Annotated in this window: 15 protein-coding genes; 8 read left to right on the top strand and 7 right to left on the bottom strand. The window is 71.1% G+C overall.

Annotated elements, in window-relative coordinates; all coding sequences use genetic code 11:
* Positions 1–46: 46 nt before the first annotated feature.
* Positions 47–949 (bottom strand): AEC family transporter, encoded by a 903-nt coding sequence (locus tag IFY26_RS02175; protein ID WP_232547361.1) that lies wholly within the window; start codon positions 947–949, stop codon positions 47–49.
* Positions 950–1,073: 124 nt separating this feature from the next.
* On the opposite strand from IFY26_RS02175, the gene IFY26_RS02170 reads away from it, so the two are divergent.
* The 4 genes from IFY26_RS02170 to IFY26_RS02155 all read left to right on the top strand — a co-directional run bounded on the left by IFY26_RS02170 (position 1,074) and on the right by IFY26_RS02155 (position 6,975).
* Entirely contained in the window at positions 1,074–1,685 is a 612-nt protein-coding gene (locus tag IFY26_RS02170; protein ID WP_232547360.1) for a TetR/AcrR family transcriptional regulator, read from the top strand.
* Positions 1,685–3,418, top strand: coding sequence for an ABC transporter ATP-binding protein (locus tag IFY26_RS02165; protein ID WP_232547359.1), 1,734 nt, complete (start codon positions 1,685–1,687; stop codon positions 3,416–3,418). The genes IFY26_RS02170 and IFY26_RS02165 overlap by 1 nt, the downstream gene beginning before the upstream one ends.
* Positions 3,415–5,430 (top strand): ABC transporter ATP-binding protein, encoded by a 2,016-nt coding sequence (locus tag IFY26_RS02160; RefSeq protein WP_416046540.1) that lies wholly within the window; start codon positions 3,415–3,417, stop codon positions 5,428–5,430. The genes IFY26_RS02165 and IFY26_RS02160 overlap by 4 nt, the downstream gene beginning before the upstream one ends.
* 132 nt (positions 5,431–5,562) lie before the next feature.
* Positions 5,563–6,975, top strand: coding sequence for an APC family permease (locus IFY26_RS02155; protein ID WP_232547358.1), 1,413 nt, complete (start codon positions 5,563–5,565; stop codon positions 6,973–6,975).
* A 24-nt stretch (positions 6,976–6,999) separates the two neighbouring features.
* Here the strand turns inward: IFY26_RS02155 and IFY26_RS02150 are convergent, their stop codons facing one another.
* Together IFY26_RS02150 and IFY26_RS02145 are read right to left on the bottom strand one after the other, a co-directional pair.
* Positions 7,000–7,647, bottom strand: coding sequence for a VIT1/CCC1 transporter family protein (locus tag IFY26_RS02150; protein ID WP_416046539.1), 648 nt, complete (start codon positions 7,645–7,647; stop codon positions 7,000–7,002).
* 8 nt (positions 7,648–7,655) lie between these two features.
* The gene (locus tag IFY26_RS02145) at positions 7,656–7,976 is read right to left on the bottom strand and encodes a BlaI/MecI/CopY family transcriptional regulator (RefSeq protein WP_232547356.1); all 321 of its coding nucleotides are present in this window, start codon (positions 7,974–7,976) and stop codon (positions 7,656–7,658) included.
* A gap of 58 nt (positions 7,977–8,034) precedes the next feature.
* On the opposite strand from IFY26_RS02145, the gene IFY26_RS02140 reads away from it, so the two are divergent.
* The 4 genes from IFY26_RS02140 (at position 8,035) to cydC (ending at position 13,852) form a co-directional block, all read left to right on the top strand.
* Positions 8,035–9,531, top strand: coding sequence for a cytochrome ubiquinol oxidase subunit I (locus IFY26_RS02140; protein WP_232547355.1), 1,497 nt, complete (start codon positions 8,035–8,037; stop codon positions 9,529–9,531).
* Positions 9,532–9,545: 14 nt separating this feature from the next.
* On the top strand, positions 9,546–10,604 hold the full coding sequence (gene cydB / locus IFY26_RS02135) for a cytochrome d ubiquinol oxidase subunit II (protein ID WP_232547354.1): 1,059 nt from the start codon (positions 9,546–9,548) through the stop codon (positions 10,602–10,604).
* Positions 10,605–10,706: 102 nt separating this feature from the next.
* On the top strand, positions 10,707–12,275 hold the full coding sequence (gene cydD / locus IFY26_RS02130; protein WP_232547469.1) for a thiol reductant ABC exporter subunit CydD: 1,569 nt from the start codon (positions 10,707–10,709) through the stop codon (positions 12,273–12,275).
* On the top strand, positions 12,272–13,852 hold the full coding sequence (cydC, locus tag IFY26_RS02125; protein ID WP_232547353.1) for a thiol reductant ABC exporter subunit CydC: 1,581 nt from the start codon (positions 12,272–12,274) through the stop codon (positions 13,850–13,852). The genes cydD and cydC overlap by 4 nt, the downstream gene beginning before the upstream one ends.
* Before the next feature lie 6 nt (positions 13,853–13,858).
* Here cydC and IFY26_RS02120 read toward each other — a convergent pair whose 3' ends face one another.
* Genes IFY26_RS02120 through IFY26_RS02105 form a run of 4 tightly spaced genes read right to left on the bottom strand, consistent with a single transcriptional unit; the run spans position 13,859 to position 17,637 of the window.
* Entirely contained in the window at positions 13,859–14,614 is a 756-nt protein-coding gene (locus IFY26_RS02120; RefSeq protein WP_232547352.1) for an iron ABC transporter ATP-binding protein, read from the bottom strand.
* Complete coding sequence (locus tag IFY26_RS02115; RefSeq protein ID WP_232547351.1) at positions 14,611–15,657, bottom strand: iron chelate uptake ABC transporter family permease subunit; 1,047 nt, start codon at positions 15,655–15,657, stop codon at positions 14,611–14,613. The genes IFY26_RS02120 and IFY26_RS02115 overlap by 4 nt, the downstream gene beginning before the upstream one ends.
* Entirely contained in the window at positions 15,650–16,657 is a 1,008-nt protein-coding gene (locus tag IFY26_RS02110) for an ABC transporter permease (RefSeq protein ID WP_232547350.1), read from the bottom strand. Before IFY26_RS02110 ends, IFY26_RS02115 begins: the two co-directional genes overlap by 8 nt.
* The gene (locus tag IFY26_RS02105) at positions 16,654–17,637 is read right to left on the bottom strand and encodes a siderophore ABC transporter substrate-binding protein (protein WP_232547349.1); all 984 of its coding nucleotides are present in this window, start codon (positions 17,635–17,637) and stop codon (positions 16,654–16,656) included. Before IFY26_RS02105 ends, IFY26_RS02110 begins: the two co-directional genes overlap by 4 nt.
* Positions 17,638–17,711 lie beyond the last annotated feature (74 nt).

Raw genomic sequence — 17,711 nt, 5'->3', positions numbered from 1 at the left:
GACATCACAGCAGGCACGTCACACCGCGAGCCTCACGCCCCGGGTGTCACAGCAGCGACAGCACCACGGGCATCGCGACGATCGCGACGAGCACGCTCATGGTGGTCATGAAGGTCGACACCCGCACGTCGAGGCCCGCCTCGGCGGTGAATCCCGAGGTCATCGCCGCCATGGGCGCGCACAGCAGCGCCAGCAGGATCGCCTTCTCGGCCGGCCCGAACGGCAGCACGAACCACAGCACCCACGCCGCCACCGCCATCACGGCCCACCGCGTGGCCAGGAACCGCAGCGCGTCGCCGTAGGCCCGCCGGTCGAGCACCAGCTCGAGCCCCACCCCGATCATGAACATCGCCACGAAGGTGTTGGCCGCGCCCACGGTGGCGGTGAACTGCAGCACCGGGTCGGGCAACCGCACGCGCGCCAGCCCCATCACCACGAGCGCCAGGTACGTCAGGAACACCGGCGAGGAGAACACGGTTCGCACGAACCGCCCCAGCGACGCGGGGCGTCCGGACGCCAGCCCGAGCCCCCAGGCGTACGCGATGCCCGCGCCGGCGAGCGCGTTGCCGATGTCGAACATGGACGCCACCACGATCGCCTCGGGCCCGAGGAATGCCCCGACGTAGGGAATGGCGAACAGCCCGATGTTGAAGCTGCCCACGTTCAGGACGCCGAACGCCTGCGCGCGCGCCCCCCGGCGCCGTTCGACGAGGAACGACACCCCCTGCGCGGCGACCACCGTGACGAACCCGAACAGCGACAGCCACAGCAGCTGCGGCCCGATCTCGAAGCTGTCGAAGCTCGTCACGAGCGCGCACGGCAGGGTGATGCGCAGGGCGATGATGCTCAGGGGCCGGAAGTCGGACGCCTGCAGCCACCCGATCCGCTTCACGAGGTGGCCCAGCGCGATGATCGCGATGAGCGTCAGCGCCGTCACGAGCATCTCCATCGCGCACCCCTTTCCCCGTGACGGTATCCCTCCTCCCACCCCACACCGGCAACCCAGCGGGGCGGCGCGGCAACACCGCGCAACCCGCTTGGTGAGTGAGCGCTCACTCACTTACGCTGTGCCGGTGACCCGAGCCACTCCCCTGCCGCCCGAGGAACGCCGACGCCTGCTCGTCGACGCCACCCTCCCGCTGCTGCGCACCCATGGTCCGACCCTGTCCACCCGCCAGATCGCGGAGGCCGCGGGCGTGGCCGAGGGCACGATCTTCCGGGTCTTCGAGTCCAAGGACGATCTGATCCACACCTGCCTCACCGAGGCCCTGTCGATCGAGCACCTGACCGGCGAGCTGGACGCCGCCGCGTCCGACGACCTGCCCACCACCACGCGGGCGCTGCTGACGACGATGCTCCACCACCTCGACGACGTCCGCGCGCTCACCGCCGTGTTCCCCCACCCCGCGGTGGCCGACGCCCCCCGCCCCGCCCACAAACCCGACGGCTCGGCCTGCCCGCGGCCGGACTTCACCGCCCTGCACCGCGAGGTCCTCGCCCACGTCGCCGCCACGCTCAACCCCCACGCCGCCGCCCTGCGCACCACCCCGGAACGCGCGGCGGCCCTCCTCGTCGCCCTCTCGTTCGGGGCGCACCACCCGTTGGTCGGGGCGTCCGACCTCACCGATCCCGACACGCTCGCCCAGCTGGCCCTCAGCGGCCTGGCCGGCCCCAAGGAGGCCTGATGCTCCTCTCCCTGCTCCGCACCTATCTCAAGCCCTACACCGGGGCGATCGCGCTGGTCGTGCTGTTCCAGCTCATCGCCACGGCCGCGGCGCTCTACCTGCCCACGCTCAACGCCCGGATCATCGACGAGGGCGTCGCCCGCGGCGACATCCCGGTCATCTGGAGCCTCGGCGGCACCATGCTGGCCGTCACGTTCGGCCAGATCGTCGGCCAGGCCGCCGCCGTGTTCTTCGGTGCCCGCACGGCCATGAACGTCGGCCGCGACCTGCGCGCCGACATCTTCTCCCACGTCCTGTCGTTCTCGACGCGCGAGGTGAACACCTTCGGCGCCCCCAGCCTCATCACGCGGACGACCAACGACGTCCAGCAGATCCAGCAGCTCGTCATGATGACCGCCTTCATGATCGTGCAGGCGCCGATCATGATGGTCGGCGGCCTCATCATGGCCCTGCGGGAGGACGTCGGGCTGAGCTGGCTGATCGCCGTCGCCGTCGGCGTCCTCGGCATCGTGATCGCCGTGATCCTCATGCAGGCGCTGCCGCTGTTCCGGGCCATGCAGGTGCGCATCGACGCCCTCAACCGGGTGCTGCGCGAGCAGATCAGCGGCCTGCGCGTCATCCGCGCGTTCGTCCGCGAGGAGCACGAGGGCGAGCGGTTCGCGTCCGCCAACCGGGACCTGACCGACGTGTCGCTGCGGGTCGGACGCCGCATGCTCACCCTGTTCCCCTTCGTCCAGCTCGTCATGTCCGCCTCCAGCGTCGGCGTCATGTGGTTCGGTGGCCTGCGGGTGGAGGCCGGCGAGATGCAGATCGGCCAGCTCACGGCGTTCCTGCAGTACCTCACGCAGATCCTAATGAGCGTGATGATGTCGACGATGATGCTGATGATCGCCCCCCGCGCCCAGGTGTGCGCCATCCGCATCCGCGAGGTGCTCGACACGCGCAGCTCGGTCGTGCCGCCCGCGAACCCGGTCGGCGACGTGATCGACCACGGTGCGGTGGATCTCGACGCCGTCAGCTTCTCCTACCCCGGCGCGGAGGCCCCCGTGCTGTCGGACATCTCCTTCCGCGTCACCCCCGGCACCACCACCGGCATCATCGGCTCGACCGGCTCGGGCAAGTCCACGCTGGTCAACCTCATCCCCCGCCTGTTCGACGCGACCGCCGGCACCGTGCGGGTCGACGGCGTCGACGTCCGCGAGCTGCACCCCGAGGTGTTGTGGAACGCGATCGGCCTCGTGCCGCAGAAGCCGTACCTGTTCACCGGCACCGTGGCCTCCAACCTGCGCTACGGCAACCCGGAGGCGACCGACGAGGAGCTCTGGCACGCCCTCGAGGTCGCCCAGGCCCGCGACTTCGTCGAGAAGATGCAAGGCGGCCTCGACGCCGCCATCGCCCAGGGCGGCACCAACGTCTCCGGCGGTCAGCGCCAACGGCTGTCGATCGCGCGGGCGCTCGTGCGGCGTCCGGACGTGTACCTGTTCGACGACAGCTTCTCCGCGCTCGACGTCGCCACTGACGCCCGCCTGCGCGCGGCGCTGGCGTCCGAGACGGCGGACGCCGCCGTCGTCATCGTCGGCCAGCGGATCGCCACGATCCGCGACGCCGACCAGATCGTCGTGCTCGACCACGGCCGCATCGACGGCATCGGGACGCACGACCAGCTGCTCGCGACCTGCCCGACGTACGTCGAGATCGTCGAGTCCCAGTTCAAGGCGGAGGAAGTGGCATGAGCAAGAACAAGCAGCCCGAGGCGTCCCAACCGACGTCGGACGACGGCCGCGTCGTGGACGCCCCCGAGCGCCCCAAGCACGGCCCCCAGTCCCGCGGCCACGGCCCCATGGCCCAGGGACCCGTCGAGAAGGCCATCAACTTCGGCCCGTCGCTGCGCCGCCTGCTCGGCCAGTTGCGCCCCGAGCGGGGCAAGATCGGGATCGTCGTCGTGCTCACCGCCATCGGTGTGCTCGCCAACGTCGTCCAGCCCCGCGTGCTCGGCGCGATGACGGACCACCTGTTCGAGGGCCTCATCGGCAAGAACCTGCCCGCCGGCATCACGCTCGAGCAGGCCATCGCCCAGCTGCGCGCCGCCGGCGAGAACACCTTCGCCGACATGCTGACGGGCATGCCGGGCATCACGCCCGGCGTGGGCGTGGACTGGACGGCCGTTGCCCAGGTGGCCTGGCTCGCGCTGGGCCTGGCCGTCATCGGCGGCGCCTTCACGTGGGCGGCCGGCTGGATCCTCAACGACGTCGTGCAGAACTCGGTGTACCGGATGCGCCGCGACGTCCAGACCAAGCTCGATCGGCTCCCCCTGTCCTACTTCGACCGGCAGCCCCGCGGTGAGCTGCTGAGCCGCGTCACCAACGACATCGACAACATCGCCACCTCGCTACAGCAGACGCTGAGCCAGCTGCTCACCAACCTGCTCATGCTGGTCGGCGTCCTCGGCATGATGTTCTGGGTCTCCCCGGTGCTGGCGGTCATCGCCCTGGTGGCCGTGCCGATCTCGCTGGGCGCCGCCATCCTCATCGGACGCCGCGCGCAGGGCAAGTTCGCCGACATGTGGAAGTCGACCGGCGACGTCAACGCCCAGGTGGAGGAGGCCTACACCGGCCACGCCCTGGTGAAGGTGTTCGGCCGCAGCCGCGAGGTGGAGCAGGCCTTCTCGCGCGACAACCACCAGCTCCGCGATGCCGCGTTCTCGGCCCAGTTCATCTCCGGGCTGATGATGCCGGTGATGATGTTCATCGGAAACCTCTCCTACGTCGCGGTCGCCGTCGTCGGCGGCGTCCGGGTGGCGTCGGGCCAGATGACGCTGGGCGACGTCCAGGCGTTCATCCAGTACTCCCGCATGTTCACCCAGCCGATCACCCAGGTGGCGTCGATGGCGAACCTGCTGCAGTCGGGCGTCGCGTCCGCCGAGCGGGTCTTCCAGGTGCTGGACGCCGAGGAGCAGTCCCCCGAGCACGCGGCCGCCCTGCCGCGGGGCCTGCGCGGACGCGTCGCGTTCGAGGACGTGTCGTTCAGCTACTCCCCCGACAAGCCGCTCATCGAGCACCTCAGCCTCGTCGCCGAGCCGGGTTCGACGGTCGCGATCGTGGGCCCGACGGGGGCGGGCAAGACGACGCTGGTGAACCTGCTCATGCGCTTCTACGAGGTGCAGCAGGGCCGCATCACGATCGACGGGGTCGACATCACGGCCATCCCCCGCGCCGAGCTGCGCTCGCGGATGGGCATGGTGCTGCAGGACACGTGGCTGTTCGGCGGCACGATTCGCGACAACATCGCCTACGGACGCCCGGGCGCGACCGAGGAGGAGATCCTCACCGCCGCCACCGCGACCTACGTCGACCGGTTCGTCCACGCGCTGCCGGACGGCTACGACACGGTGATCGACGAGGAGGGCTCCAACGTCTCGGCCGGTGAGAAGCAGCTCATCACCATCGCCCGGGCGTTCCTGGCCGACCCGACCATCCTCATCCTCGACGAGGCCACCTCGTCGGTCGACACCCGCACCGAGCTGCTCCTGCAGCGCGCGATGGCGGCCCTGCGCACCGACCGGACGAGCTTCGTCATCGCCCACCGCCTCTCCACGATCCGCGACGCCGACGTGATCCTCGTCATGGAGAACGGCTCCATCGTCGAGCAGGGCAACCACGAGGAGCTGCTGGCCGCCGAGGGCAGCTACGCGCGCCTGCACGCGAGCCAGTTCGCCGGGGCGGTCGAGGAGGACGCCGGGGTCTGAACCGGACGGTGTGATCCGGACGGCCGGACGTGTTAAGGGCCCGTGACGATTGCGCGCGGGCCCTTTACGCACCCGCAGCGGGAGGTGCAGAGTACCGGCGGGCCACCCGGCCCCACGGACGAGGAGCGCGCCATGGCGGAGCCGAGCACCACCCCCCACGCCGAACCGGAGCTGAAGCGGGTCATGGGCCCCGGCCTGCTGTTGCTGTTCATCATCGGCGACATCCTGGGCACGGGCATCTACGCCCTCACCGGCACGGTCGCCCGCGAGGTGGGCGGCGTGGTCTGGTTGCCGTTCCTGGTCGCGTTCGCAGTGGCGCTGATGACGGCCTTCTCCTACCTCGAGCTCGTCACCAAGTACCCCCACGCCGGGGGAGCGGCCGTGTTCACCCACAAGGCGTTCAGGATCGGCTTCCTGACGTTCATGGTCGCGTTCACCGTGATGGCGTCGGGCATCACCTCGAGCGCCACCGCGTCGCGGGCGTTCGCCGAGAACTTCATGAAGGGCTTCGGCCTGGGCACCGACCCCACGATCGTGACGGTTGTGGCCATCTGGTTCATGCTGCTCGTGATGGGCGTCAACCTCTACGGGGTCGCGGAATCCGTCAAGGCCAACGTGGTGCTCACGTGCATCGAGCTGTCGGGCCTGCTGCTGGTGATCTTCGTGGGCTTCCTCGCGATGTCGAGCGGCCGCGCCGACTTCAGCCGCGTGCTGCTGTTCGAGACGCCGCAGGACAAGGGCTGGTTCCTCGCCCTCTCCGCCGCCACGTCGGTGGCGTTCTTCGCGATGGTCGGCTTCGAGGACTCGGTGAACATGGCCGAGGAGACCAAGAACCCCTCCAAGATCTTCCCGCCGATCATGCTGACCGGCCTCGGCATCACCGGCGTGATCTACGTCCTCGTGTCCATGACGGCGGTGGCGATCGTGCCGATCGGCGAGCTCACCGAGACCGGCGCGACGCCGCTGCTGACAGTCGTCGAGATGGGCGCCCCCGGGCTCCCGTTCGGCGCCGTCTTCCCGTTCATCTCCATGTTCGCCGTGGCCAACACCGCGCTCATCAACATGATGATGGCCTCCCGCCTGCTCTACGGCATGGGCCGCCAGCTCGTCCTGCCGCACGTGTTCTCCCGCGTGCTGCCGAGCCGGCGGACGCCGTGGGTGTCGATCCTGTTCACCACCGGCCTGGCCATCGCCCTGATCACGTTCGTCGGCCAGGTCTCCCAGCTCGGCGGCACCACCGCCCTGTTGCTGCTGGCTGTGTTCACCCTCGTCAACGTGGCCGTCCTCGTGCTGCGGCGCGACACGGTGGCCCACAGCCACTTCCGGGCGCCGACGTGGCTGCCCGTCGTCGCCGGGCTCTGCACGTTCTACCTCGTCGGGCCCTGGACCGGACGCCCCCTGGAGCAGTTCACCATCGCGCTGGTGCTCATCGCGATCGGCGCGGTGCTCGGCTTCATCACGTTCCTCGTGAACAAGGCCCTGCGCCAGCGGCCGACCCGGATCGAGGACGTCGACCTGCTCGACGAGGGCGGCGTCCGCAACTGAGGCTCCCTCCCCAAACCGGGGACGTCAGCCGAGTTGGGTGCCCACCAGCGCGCCGATGCCGTAGGTGATCGCCATGGCCAGCAGGCCCCCGGTGATGACACGCGCCACGGCGACCCCGGCCGGCGCCCGGCCGGCGCGGGCGCTGAGGTAACCCGTGAGGCTCAACGCCACCACCACGGCCGCCACGGTCGCGGCGACCCGGAACGCCGGCGGGGTCAGCACCATCGCCAGCAACGGCACCAGCGCGCCCGCGGTGAACGCGGCCATGGACGCCCCGGCGGCCGCCCAGGCGCTGATGAGCTGCTGGGCGGGGCGGCCCTCCCGGGCCAGCAGGGCGCGCTCGCTGTCCCGCTGGGCGCTGACCGAGACGTACTCCCCGACGGCCATCGACAGCGCACCGGCGACGAGCCCGGCGATCCCGGCGACCAGGATGGACACGGAATCGGTCGTGGCGCCGGCCACGCCCATGACCATGCCGGCGATCGACACGATGCCGTCGTTGGCCCCCAGCACGGCGGCGCGCAGCTTGTTCAGCAGCCCGGCGTCCGAGCCGGACACGTCGAGGGGCGTGGGCTGCGACGCGGCCGGGGCGGCAGCAGCGGGCGGGGTCTCGCTCATGCCCCGATCCTGATCCCGAATCGCGCATCCGGCAACGAAGGGCAGGCTGCCCAAACGACGCGTCAGTCGGCGGAGTCCCCGGCTCGCAACCGCTCCCACACCGCGTGACGGACATCGAGGGGGAGGTCCCCGAGAATGTCCTCGATCGCGCGGGCGTGCAGCTCGACGCGGGAGTGCGCGGGCTCGTAGAACCAGGCGCGGCCGTCGAGCTGGCGGACGACGATGCCCTTCTTGGCGAGCCGGTCGAGCACGGTCATGACGGTGGTGTAGGCGATCTCGCGCTGGGCGGCCAATTCAGCGTGGACGTCGCGCACGGATGTGGGGGCTGACCGGCGCCACAGGGCGTCCATCACCGCCTGTTCCAGCTCTCCGAGAATCGACACGGCAGCATCGTAACCCGCCGGGTGGTGTCGTACGACGCAAAGTAGTACACTCCGCCGCATGAGTCCGGACATCCTCGCACGGTGGCAGTTCGGGATCACGACCGTCTACCACTACTTCTTCGTGCCGGTCACGATCTCGCTGTCCTTCCTCGTCGCCGTCATGCAGACCCGCTGGTACCGCACCGGCGACGCCACGTACCTGCGCCTCACGAAGTTCTTCGGCAAGTTGTTCCTCATCAACTTCGCCATGGGCGTCGTGACGGGCATCGTCCAGGAGTTCCAGTTCGGCATGAACTGGTCGGAGTACAGCCGCTTCGTCGGCGACATCTTCGGCGCGCCCCTCGCCCTGGAGGCCCTGCTCGCGTTCTTCCTCGAGTCCACCTTCCTCGGCCTGTGGATCTTCGGGTGGGACCGCCTGTCCCGCAAGGTCCACCTGATGTGCATCTGGCTGGCGTCCAGCGGCACGCTGCTCTCGGCGGTGTTCATCCTCGCCGCCAACAGCTTCATGCAGAACCCGGTGGGTGCGACCTGGAACCCGATCACCGACCGGGCGGAGATGACCGACTTCCTCGCCCTGTTCACCAACCCGGTGTTCCTCGTCACGTTCCCCCACACCGTGGCCGCCGCGTTCATGACCGGCTCGGGCTTCGTCCTGGCCGTGGCCGCGTGGCACCTGGCGCGGCTCAACAAGGCCGACCGGACGCCGGCCGAGGACGACGACGTGGCGGGCTACCGCTGGGCGACGAAGCTCGGCGCGTGGGTGCTGCTCGGCGCAGGCCTGGCCACGGTGATCTCCGGCGACCTGCAGGCCAAGATCATGTACGACGTGCAGCCCATGAAGATGGCGGCCGCCGAGGCCCTCTACGAGACGGCCGGCGGCGACGGCGAGATGGCGCCGTTCTCCCTGCTCACCATCGGGACGCTCGACGGCACCGAGCCGGTCTTCGAACTGCACGTGCCGGGCGTGCTGGGCTTCCTGGCCGCGGGCGACCCGTACGCCGAGATCCCCGGCATCCGCAACCTGCAGGCCGCCTACCAGCGCGGCGAGCTGGTGAACCCCGACTCGCCGCTGCAGCAGGCCTACGCCGAGAAGCTGGCCACGCTCGGCATCACCGACTTCACGCCCATCATCCCCGTCAGCTACTGGACGTTCCGCATCATGATGACGCTGGGCTTCCTGGCCATGGGCATCGGCGCCTTCACGCTGCTGCAGCTGGGGCGCGGCAAGCTCCCGAAACCCGGCCTGGGGCTGGACGTCACGCTGATCGCCGTGGTGCTCGCGCCGCTGTTCGCCAACTCGGCCGGCTGGATCTTCACCGAGATGGGCCGCCAACCCTGGGTGGTGGCCGGTGTGCTGCCGACGGAGCTGGCCGTCTCCCCCGGCGTGGGGGCCGGCACGGTGTTCGCGTCGATGGTGGGCTACACCGTCCTCTACGGCGCGCTCGCCGTCGTCGAGGTCGGCCTGCTGCTGAAGTACGCCCACGCCGGCATGCCGGCCGAGGTGCCCGAGGTCGAGATCAAGGGTGAGGACGACGTCCTCTCCTTCGCCTACTGAGGAAGGAGACTCCCGTGACGCTGCTCGCCACCGAACCCACCACCCTGCAGGTCGTCTGGTACCTGCTCATCGCCGTGCTCTGGATCGGCTACCTCATCCTCGAGGGCTTCGACTACGGCGTCGGCATGCTCATCCGCGTGCTCGGCCGCAACGAGAAGGAGCGCCGGGTCATCGTGAACACCATCGGCCCGCTGTGGGACGGCAACGAGGTGTGGCTGCTCACCGCCGGTGGGGCCACGTTCGCGGCCTTCCCGGGCTGGTACGCCACGCTGTTCTCGGGGCTGTACCTCCCGCTGTTCCTGATCCTCGTCGGCCTCATCATCCGCGGCGTGGCCTTCGAGTACCGCGCCAAGAACCCCGACTCGGCATGGCGCACCCGCTTCGACGTGATGGCCGGCGTCGGCTCCTTCGTGGTGTCGCTCGTGTTCGGCGTCGGGTTCGCCAACTTCATCATCGGCATGCCGGTCACCACGGCCCCCGGCAACGACAACCTGTACGTGTTCTCCGGCGGCTTCTGGAGCCTGTTCAGCCCGTTCGCGCTGCTCGGCGGCGTCGTGCTCGTGGTGCTGTTCCTGTTCCACGGCGCCAACTTCCTCGCCCTCAAGACCCGTGACGTCGTCCACGACCGGGCCGAGGAGTTCGCCGGCAAGGTCGGCGTCGTCGCCATCATCGGCGGTGCCGCCTACCTGCTGTGGGCCAACCTCGCGTACGGGTTCGGCGTCCTCGGCTGGCTGCTCGCCGCGGTCGCGGCGGTCGCGCTCGTCGGCAGCTGGCTCGCGATCCGCGCCGGACGCGACGGCTGGGCCTTCGTGCTCACGACCGTCACGATCTTCACCGTCGCGGTGTGGATCTTCGCCCGCATGTGGCCCAACCTGGGCTTCGACAACAGCGCCGTGGCCGTGCCGCTGGATCGCGTCCAGGCGGCGTCGACCGACCTGACGCTCTCGATCATGACGGGTGCCGCGGTGGTGTTCGTGCCGATCGTGCTCGCCTACCAGGGCTGGACGCTCTGGGTGTTCCGCAAGCGCCTCAGCACCAAGAACATCCCGGAGGACGCCTCGCTGGCCGCGTAACCTGTCGTGGTGGCAGGCGAGGGACGACGGCGGGGACCGATCGACCCACGGCTGGTGCGCCGCGCGGCAGCGACCCGGTGGTACCTCGTCGCCGGCGCCCTCATCGGCTGCCTGGTCGCCGTGCTGACCGTCGCTCAGGCGTGGGTGCTCGCGGGGGCGATCAGCGGCGTGTTCGCCGCCGCCCCCGGGTGGGAATACACCAGCCCCACCCCCGGCACCGGGTGGTGGCCGGAGCTCGGGGGTGCCGCGCTCGCGCTGGCTGCGATCTTCGCCGGCAAGGCCGCGCTGGGCTGGCTCAACCAGGTGCTCGCGCACCGCACCGTCGCGGCCGTGAAATCGCGTCTGCGCCGCGACCTCGTCGCGGCCCGGCTCGCCCGCCCGCTGGACCCCTCGGCGTCCACCGCCCGGCTCGTGACGCTCGCCACGGTGGGCCTCGACGCGCTCGACGGCTACTACGGCAAGTACCTGCCCCAGCTGCTGCTCGCGGTGACGGTGCCGGTGCTCGTGGGCGGGGTGATCCTGCTGGCCGACGTGCCGGCCGCGCTGATCATTGCGCTGACGCTGCCGCTCATTCCGGTGTTCATGGTGCTGGTGGGGTGGACGACGCAGGCCCGCACCGAGCGGCGCTGGGCCACCCAGCAGCGCCTCGCCCACCACTTCGCCGACCTCGTCACCGGCCTGCCCACCCTGCAGGTGTTCGGCCGGGCCCGCGCCCAGGCCACCGGCCTGCGCCGCACCGAGGACGCCCATCGCGCCGAGACGATGGGCACCCTGCGCATCTCGTTCCTCTCCGCCCTGGTGCTCGAGCTGCTGGCGACGCTGAGCGTCGCCCTGGTCGCGGTCACCGTGGGCTTCCGCGTCGTGGCCCACGACCTCGACCTCGCCACCGCCCTGTTCGTGCTGATTCTCGCCCCCGAGGTCTACCTGCCGGTGCGCCAGGTCGGCGTCCACTACCACGACGCCGCCGACGGCATGGCCGCCGCCGACGAGGCGCTCACCTTCATCGAGGCCGCCCCCGCCACCCCCACCGGGCCGGCCGCCGCGCTCCCGGCCGGTGAGCTCGTGCGGGTCGAGGGCCTGGCCCACACCTATCCGGGCGCCGACGCCCCGGCCGTGGCGGGGGTCGACCTCACGGTCGCGCCCGGGGAGTTCGTCGTGCTCACCGGCCCGTCGGGCGGCGGCAAGACCACCGTGCTCAACGCGCTCGTCGGCTTCCTCTCCCCCACGGCGGGCACGGTCGCCGGCCCGGGCCGGGCGCGCATCGCGTACGTCGGGCAGAACCCCGGCATGGTGGCGGGCACGATCGCCACCAACGTGCGCCTCGGCGATCCGGACGCCTCCGACGCCGCGGTCGCGGACGCCCTCGCCCGGGCCGGTGCACCCGGGATGGACCCGGCTCGCGACGTCGGCGACGACGGGGAGGGCCTGAGCGCCGGCGAGCGCCGCCGCGTCGCCGTCGCCCGGGCCTTGCTGCGCATCGACGCGGGCGCCGACCTGCTGCTGCTCGACGAGCCCACCGCCGGGCTGGACGCCGACGCCGAGGCGTCCCTGCTCGCCGGCCTGCGCGCCACCGGCGTGGCCGCGGTCGTCGTGTCGCACCGCCCGGCCGTGCTGGCCGGGGCCGACCGGGTCGTCCGGATCGGCGCCGTCGCGCGAGTGGGCACGCCATGACCCGGTTGCTGGGCCGCCTCGTCGCCGGCGTGCCGCTCGGCTGGGGGCGCGTCGCGCTCGCGGTGCTGCTGGCCGCGCTCGCGTCGGCCTCCTCGGTGGCGCTGCTCGGGGTGTCGGGGTGGTTGCTCTCGCGCGCCGCGGAGCACCCGCCGGTCATGTACCTCACGGCCGCCGCCGTGCTCGTGCGCGCCTTCGGCATCGGCCGCGGCGTCTTCCGCTACACCGAGCGTCTCGTCGGCCACGAGCTGGCGCTGCAGCTGCAGTCGGCCCTGCGCCTGGAGACGTACGGCCGGCTGGCCCGCACCACGCTGCTCGGACGCCGCCGCGGCGACCTGCTCGCCCGGGTGGTCGCCGACGTGGACGCGGTGCTCGACGTCGTCGTGCGCGTGGCGCTGCCGTTCGCGTCCGGGGTGTTCGTGCTGCTCGGCACCACCCTCGTGCTGGGCGCCTTTGCGTGGCCCGTGGCGCTGGCGGTGCTGGCCACCGCCCTGGTCGCCGGGGTGGCGGCCCCGTGGCTGGCCGCGCGGCTGTCGGCGACGGCGGACGCCGCGGCCGTGCCGGCGCGCGGTGCCCTGGCCGACGTCGTCCACGAGATCGGCCGGACGGCACCCGACCTCGTCGCCCACGGCCGCGACGCCGACGCCCTGGCCCGGCTCGCCGATGCCGACGCCCGGCTGGTCGCCGCCGACGCCCGCGCCGCCTGGACGCGCGGGCTGGCGACGGCGCTGCAGGTGCTCGCCGCGGGAGCCTCCGTCGTCGCCGCCCTGCTGCTCGGGGCGGACGCCGTGCGCGCCGGCACCCTGGAACGCCCGATGCTCGCCGTGCTCGTGCTGATGCCGCTCGCGCTGCACGAGGTGTTCGCCGACTTCACCCGAGCGGCCCAGACCTGGACGCGGGCGTCGGCGTCCCTGGCTCGGGTGCGCGACCTGCTGGACGCCCCCACCGTCGGCGCGGGCGATGTCGCCACCGGCGAGCCGGTCGCCGCCCCCCGCCTCGCGGTGCGGGGCCTGGCCATCGGCTGGCCCGGGGCGGCGCCGCTGGCCAGCGGGCTCGACCTCGAGGTCGCCCCCGGGCAGCGGGTGGCCCTCGTCGGGCCCTCCGGGGTCGGCAAGACGACGCTGGCCGCGACGGTGCTCGGGCTGATCCCGCCCGTGGCCGGAACCGTGACCGTCGAGGGCCGCATCGGCTACCTCGCCCAGGACGCCCACGTCTTCACCACCACCGTCGCCGAGAACGTCCGCATCGGCGCCAAGGACGCGTCCGCCGAGCAGGTGGCCGACGCCCTCGCCCGCGCCCGCCTCGGCGTCGACCCGGGCCGGCTCGTCGGCGAGCTGGGCACCGACCTGTCCGGCGGCGAGCAGCGCCGCCTCGCCCTGGCGCGCCTGCTGGTGCGCGAGGCGCAGGTGCTGGTGCTCGACGAGCCCAGCGAGCACCTCGACCCGGAGACGGCGACGGCGTTGCTGGACGACATCTGGGCCTCCGCGGGCGATCGGCCGGTGCTCGTCATCACCCACGACCCGGCCGTCGTGGCCCGCTGCGACCGCGTCGTCACCCTGGGGCCGGCCCCGGCTCGGTGAGCGGGCTCAGTAGTAGACGGCCAACCGGCCCCGGGGCCCGTCGATGACCTCGACCGTCGTCTCGAAGACGTCGGTGAGGACCTCGCTGGTCATGATCTCCTCCGGCGTGCCGAACGCGACCACCCGGCCGTCCTTCATGGCGCACAGCCGGTCGGCGTACTGGCAGGCGAAGTTGATGTCGTGCAGCACGATCACGATGGTGCGCCCCAGCGTGTGGGCGGCATCGTGCAGGTGGCGCATCATGGCCACCGAGTGGCGCATGTCGAGGTTGTTGAGGGGTTCGTCCAACAAGACGTACTCCGTGTCCTGCGCCAGCACCATGGCGACGTAGGCCCGTTGCCGCTGCCCGCCGGACAGTTCGTCGAGGTAGCGGCCCTCGAGCCCCGTGAGGTCGAGGAAGGAGATGGCCCGGTCGATGATCTGCTCGTCGGCCGGCGTCAGGCGCCCCTGGGAGTATGGGAAGCGACCGAACCCGACGAGTTGGCGCACCGTCAACCGGGTGATGAAGTGGTTCTCCTGCCGCAGGATCGAGACGATCGTGGCCAGCTCGCGCGAGGGCGTCCGCGCGACGTCGTGCCCGGCGATGCTGATGCTGCCCCCGTCCATGCCCAGCAGGCGGCCCATCATCGTCAGGAGCGTCGACTTGCCGGCCCCGTTGGGGCCGACGAGGGCGATGATGCCGCCCGGCTCGATGGTGAGGTCGACCGGCCCGATGGCCACCTCGCTGGAGTAGCGCTTGATGACGTCCGTGACGCGGATCACAGGCGCCCCTTCCTCACGATCACGAACAGGAACACGGTTCCCCCCACCAGCTCGATGATGACGGACACCACACCCTCGGCCCGGAAGACGTGGTTCATGACGAAGTAGGCACCGCTCAGCACCACGAAGCCGGTCAGCGCGGCGACCGGGAAGATGAGGCGGTGGTCGTAGGTGTCGGCCAACTGGTACGACAGCGTCGCCACCAGGAACCCGAGGAAGGTCAGCGGGCCGACCAACGCGGTCGAGATGGCCATCAGGATCGAGACCAGCACGAGCACCGTGATGAGCTCGCGGCGGTGGTTGACCCCGAGGTTGAGGCTGGTCTCCCGGCCGAGCGCCAGCACGTTGAGCCGGTGGGAGCGCAGGTACAACACCCCGGAGACGACCAGGGCCACGGGGACGCCGACGAGCAGATACTGCGGATCGGCGTTGCTGACGTTGCCGAACAACCGGGCGGTGAGCACGTCGAACTCGCTCGGGGTCAGCAGACGCTGCATGAAGGAGGAGACCGAGCGCAGGCCGCCACCGAGAATGATGCCGATCAGCAGCATGATCTGGAGGTTGCCGAAGCGTCCGGTGAGGAGCCAGCCGTACAGCAAAGCCGAGAACGCGACCATCACCACGACCTGCAGCACGAACTGCGGCAGCCCCTGCAGGGCGATGATGCCGGTGACGCCGAGGACGTAGACGGCCGTCGTCTGGATCGCGGCGTACAGGGCCTCGAAACCCATGATCGAGGGGGTCAGGATGCGGTTGGTGGTGACGGTCTGGAAGCTGACGGTGGCCACGGCCTGGCAGAGTGCGACCACGCCCATGGTGACGAGGTTGGTGGCGCGCAGCTCGGCGATGCGCCAGAACCCGAGCGACCCGACCGGCATGGGGTTGGCCCACGCCAGCAGGCCGAAGCCGAAACCCAGGGCCATCGCCGCGAGCACCACCACGACGACGGTGTAGCGCCGGCGGGCGGCCACGGTGGGCAGCGGGCCGGACGCGGGGGCGTCCGCCGGGCGAGCCGGCGCGGGGCGGGAGAGGACGTCAGCCACGGCGGCGCCGGTGCAGCAGGAGGGCGATGAAGACGACGGCGCCGAGGATGCCGAGGATCAGGGAGACCGGCACCTCGAACGGCATGATGAGGGTGCGGCCCACCAGATCGCAGACGGTGACGATCCCGATGCCGAGCAGGCAGACCCAGGGCAGGTTGCTGCGCAGGTCGTCGCCGCGGATGAGGGAGACGATGTTGGGCACGATGAGGCCGAGGAACGGCAGGTTGCCGACCACGACCGTCACGACGCCGGTGGCGACCGCGATGAGGCCGGTGCCGATGAGCACCATGCGGGGGTAGTTCAGGCCCACGTTGGTGGCGATCTCCTCGCCGAGGCCGGCCACCGTGAAGCGGTCGGCCGCGATGAACACCGCGACGCCGACGAGACCCGTGATCCACAACACCTCGTACTGGCCGCGGATGATGTCGGTGAAGCTGCCCGCGAACCACACGCCGATGATCTGCAGCGAGTTCGTCCGCAGCGCGATGAAGGTCGAGATCGAGCCGACCACCGCGCCCAGCATGATGCCGACGATGGGCACGATGAGGGACGACCGCAGCGTGACGCGGCGCAGGAACGCGAAGAAGATGACGGTGCCCACGAACGACGCCACCACGGCGCCGATCATGCGGGCGGTGAGGCTCGCCTCGGGAGCCACGACCATCACCAACAACAACCCCAGGCCCGCCCACTCCGTGGTGCCCGTCGTGGTGGGCTCGACGAACCGGTTCTGGGTCAACAGCTGCATCACCAGGCCCGACATGGCCATGGCGGCACCGGCCAGCACGAGCGCGATGGTGCGCGGCACCCGGGTGATCGCAAACATCGCGGCACCATCGTCGGCACCCCAGATGTCGTACACCCCGGTGAAGAGGGACGCGACCAGCAGCGCGCCCACGACCAGGATGCCGAGAAGGAGCTTCGGGTCGACGAGGCGGCCCGGCGCCCGTCCCCGGCCCGGCGCCCTCACGGCGCCCGCGGCCGGGGAGGGGACGGTCACGGCTGCGACTCCAGCTGGTCGGCGAGGGTGTTGAAGAACTCCGTGTACGTCTGGATGCCCTCGTTGGTGTAGGTGTCGTTCGGCAGGTAGACGACGTTGCCCTCCGTGATGGCGGTCACGTTCGCCAACGCCTCCGAGCCCTCGAGCACCTGGCTGGCCGGCTGGTAGCTCGCGTCGTCGGCGGCCACGGCGGCGTCACGGTCCAGGACGAGGATCAGGCCCGGGTTCGAGGCCGCGATGGCCTCCACCGAGATGTCGTCACCCTGGTGATCGTCGGTCGCCCCCTCGATCTCGAGGGCCGGCGTGAGGCCGAGGATGTCGAAGACCGGCCCGAGCGTGCGGCCCGCGACGGGGGCGATGTAGCCGATGTTGCCGCCGGAGACGTTGACGGCCATGACCGTCATCGACGGGTCGTAGGCGGCCTCGGCGCGGGCGATGGCGGCGTCGAGGTCGTCGGAGAGCTGCTGGGCCTCGGCCTCCTTGTCGAACACCTGGCCGATCACGCCGACGCCCCGCTTGAGCTCCTCGTCCAGCGGCTCACCGTCGCGCGGGTCGAGGGTGAGGACGGTGGCGTCCGGCACCAGCCGGGCGAAGTCCTCGCCGTACTGGGCGAAGCGCTGGCCATTGATGATGAGATCGGGCTCGACGGCCACCACGGCCTCGAGGTTGGGCTCGTTGTGGCTGCCGAGGTTGACCACCGACTCGTCGTCCCGGTACGCGATCGTGGTGGGGATCAGGTCGCGGGGCGCGGCGGCCAGCTGGACGCCCCAGTCCGACAGCGTCTCGAACAGGCGGTTGTCCGTCGCGACCACCGAGGCGGGCGGCACCGCGATGGTGTGCTCCCCGACGTTGTCGCTGACCGTGACGGTGGTCTGGGTCTCGGTGGTGGCGGTGGGCGTCGCGGCAGGGGCGCCACACCCGGCCAGGGCGAGCGCGGCGACCGACAGGGCCAGTACCCTTGCGACAGGGGCGAACGGCATGGAAATCCTCCTGGGGAGTGGTTTAGGTGAGGCTAACCTAACCAAATTCCGCGCGGTTGGCGAACCCGTCCCAC

Source organism: Propioniciclava soli (assembly GCF_014858005.1).
GTDB lineage: Bacteria > Actinomycetota > Actinomycetes > Propionibacteriales > Propionibacteriaceae > Propioniciclava > Propioniciclava soli.
The sequence above is the reverse complement of the archived record's forward strand: the minus strand, read 5'-3'. Positions and strand labels throughout refer to the sequence as shown.

What these genes read in the sequence shown, in the direction of transcription:
- IFY26_RS02105 (WP_232547349.1), bottom strand. Translation starts at nt 17,637, where the DNA reads ATGCCGTTCGCCCCTGTCGCAAGGGTACTGGCCCTGTCGGTCGCCGCG.
- IFY26_RS02160 (WP_416046540.1), top strand. Translation starts at nt 3,415, where the DNA reads ATGAGCAAGAACAAGCAGCCCGAGGCGTCCCAACCGACGTCGGACGAC.
- IFY26_RS02140 (WP_232547355.1), top strand. Translation starts at nt 8,035, where the DNA reads ATGAGTCCGGACATCCTCGCACGGTGGCAGTTCGGGATCACGACCGTC.
- IFY26_RS02165 (WP_232547359.1), top strand. Translation starts at nt 1,685, where the DNA reads ATGCTCCTCTCCCTGCTCCGCACCTATCTCAAGCCCTACACCGGGGCG.
- cydC (WP_232547353.1), top strand. Translation starts at nt 12,272, where the DNA reads ATGACCCGGTTGCTGGGCCGCCTCGTCGCCGGCGTGCCGCTCGGCTGG.
- IFY26_RS02175 (WP_232547361.1), bottom strand. Translation starts at nt 949, where the DNA reads ATGGAGATGCTCGTGACGGCGCTGACGCTCATCGCGATCATCGCGCTG.
- IFY26_RS02155 (WP_232547358.1), top strand. Translation starts at nt 5,563, where the DNA reads ATGGCGGAGCCGAGCACCACCCCCCACGCCGAACCGGAGCTGAAGCGG.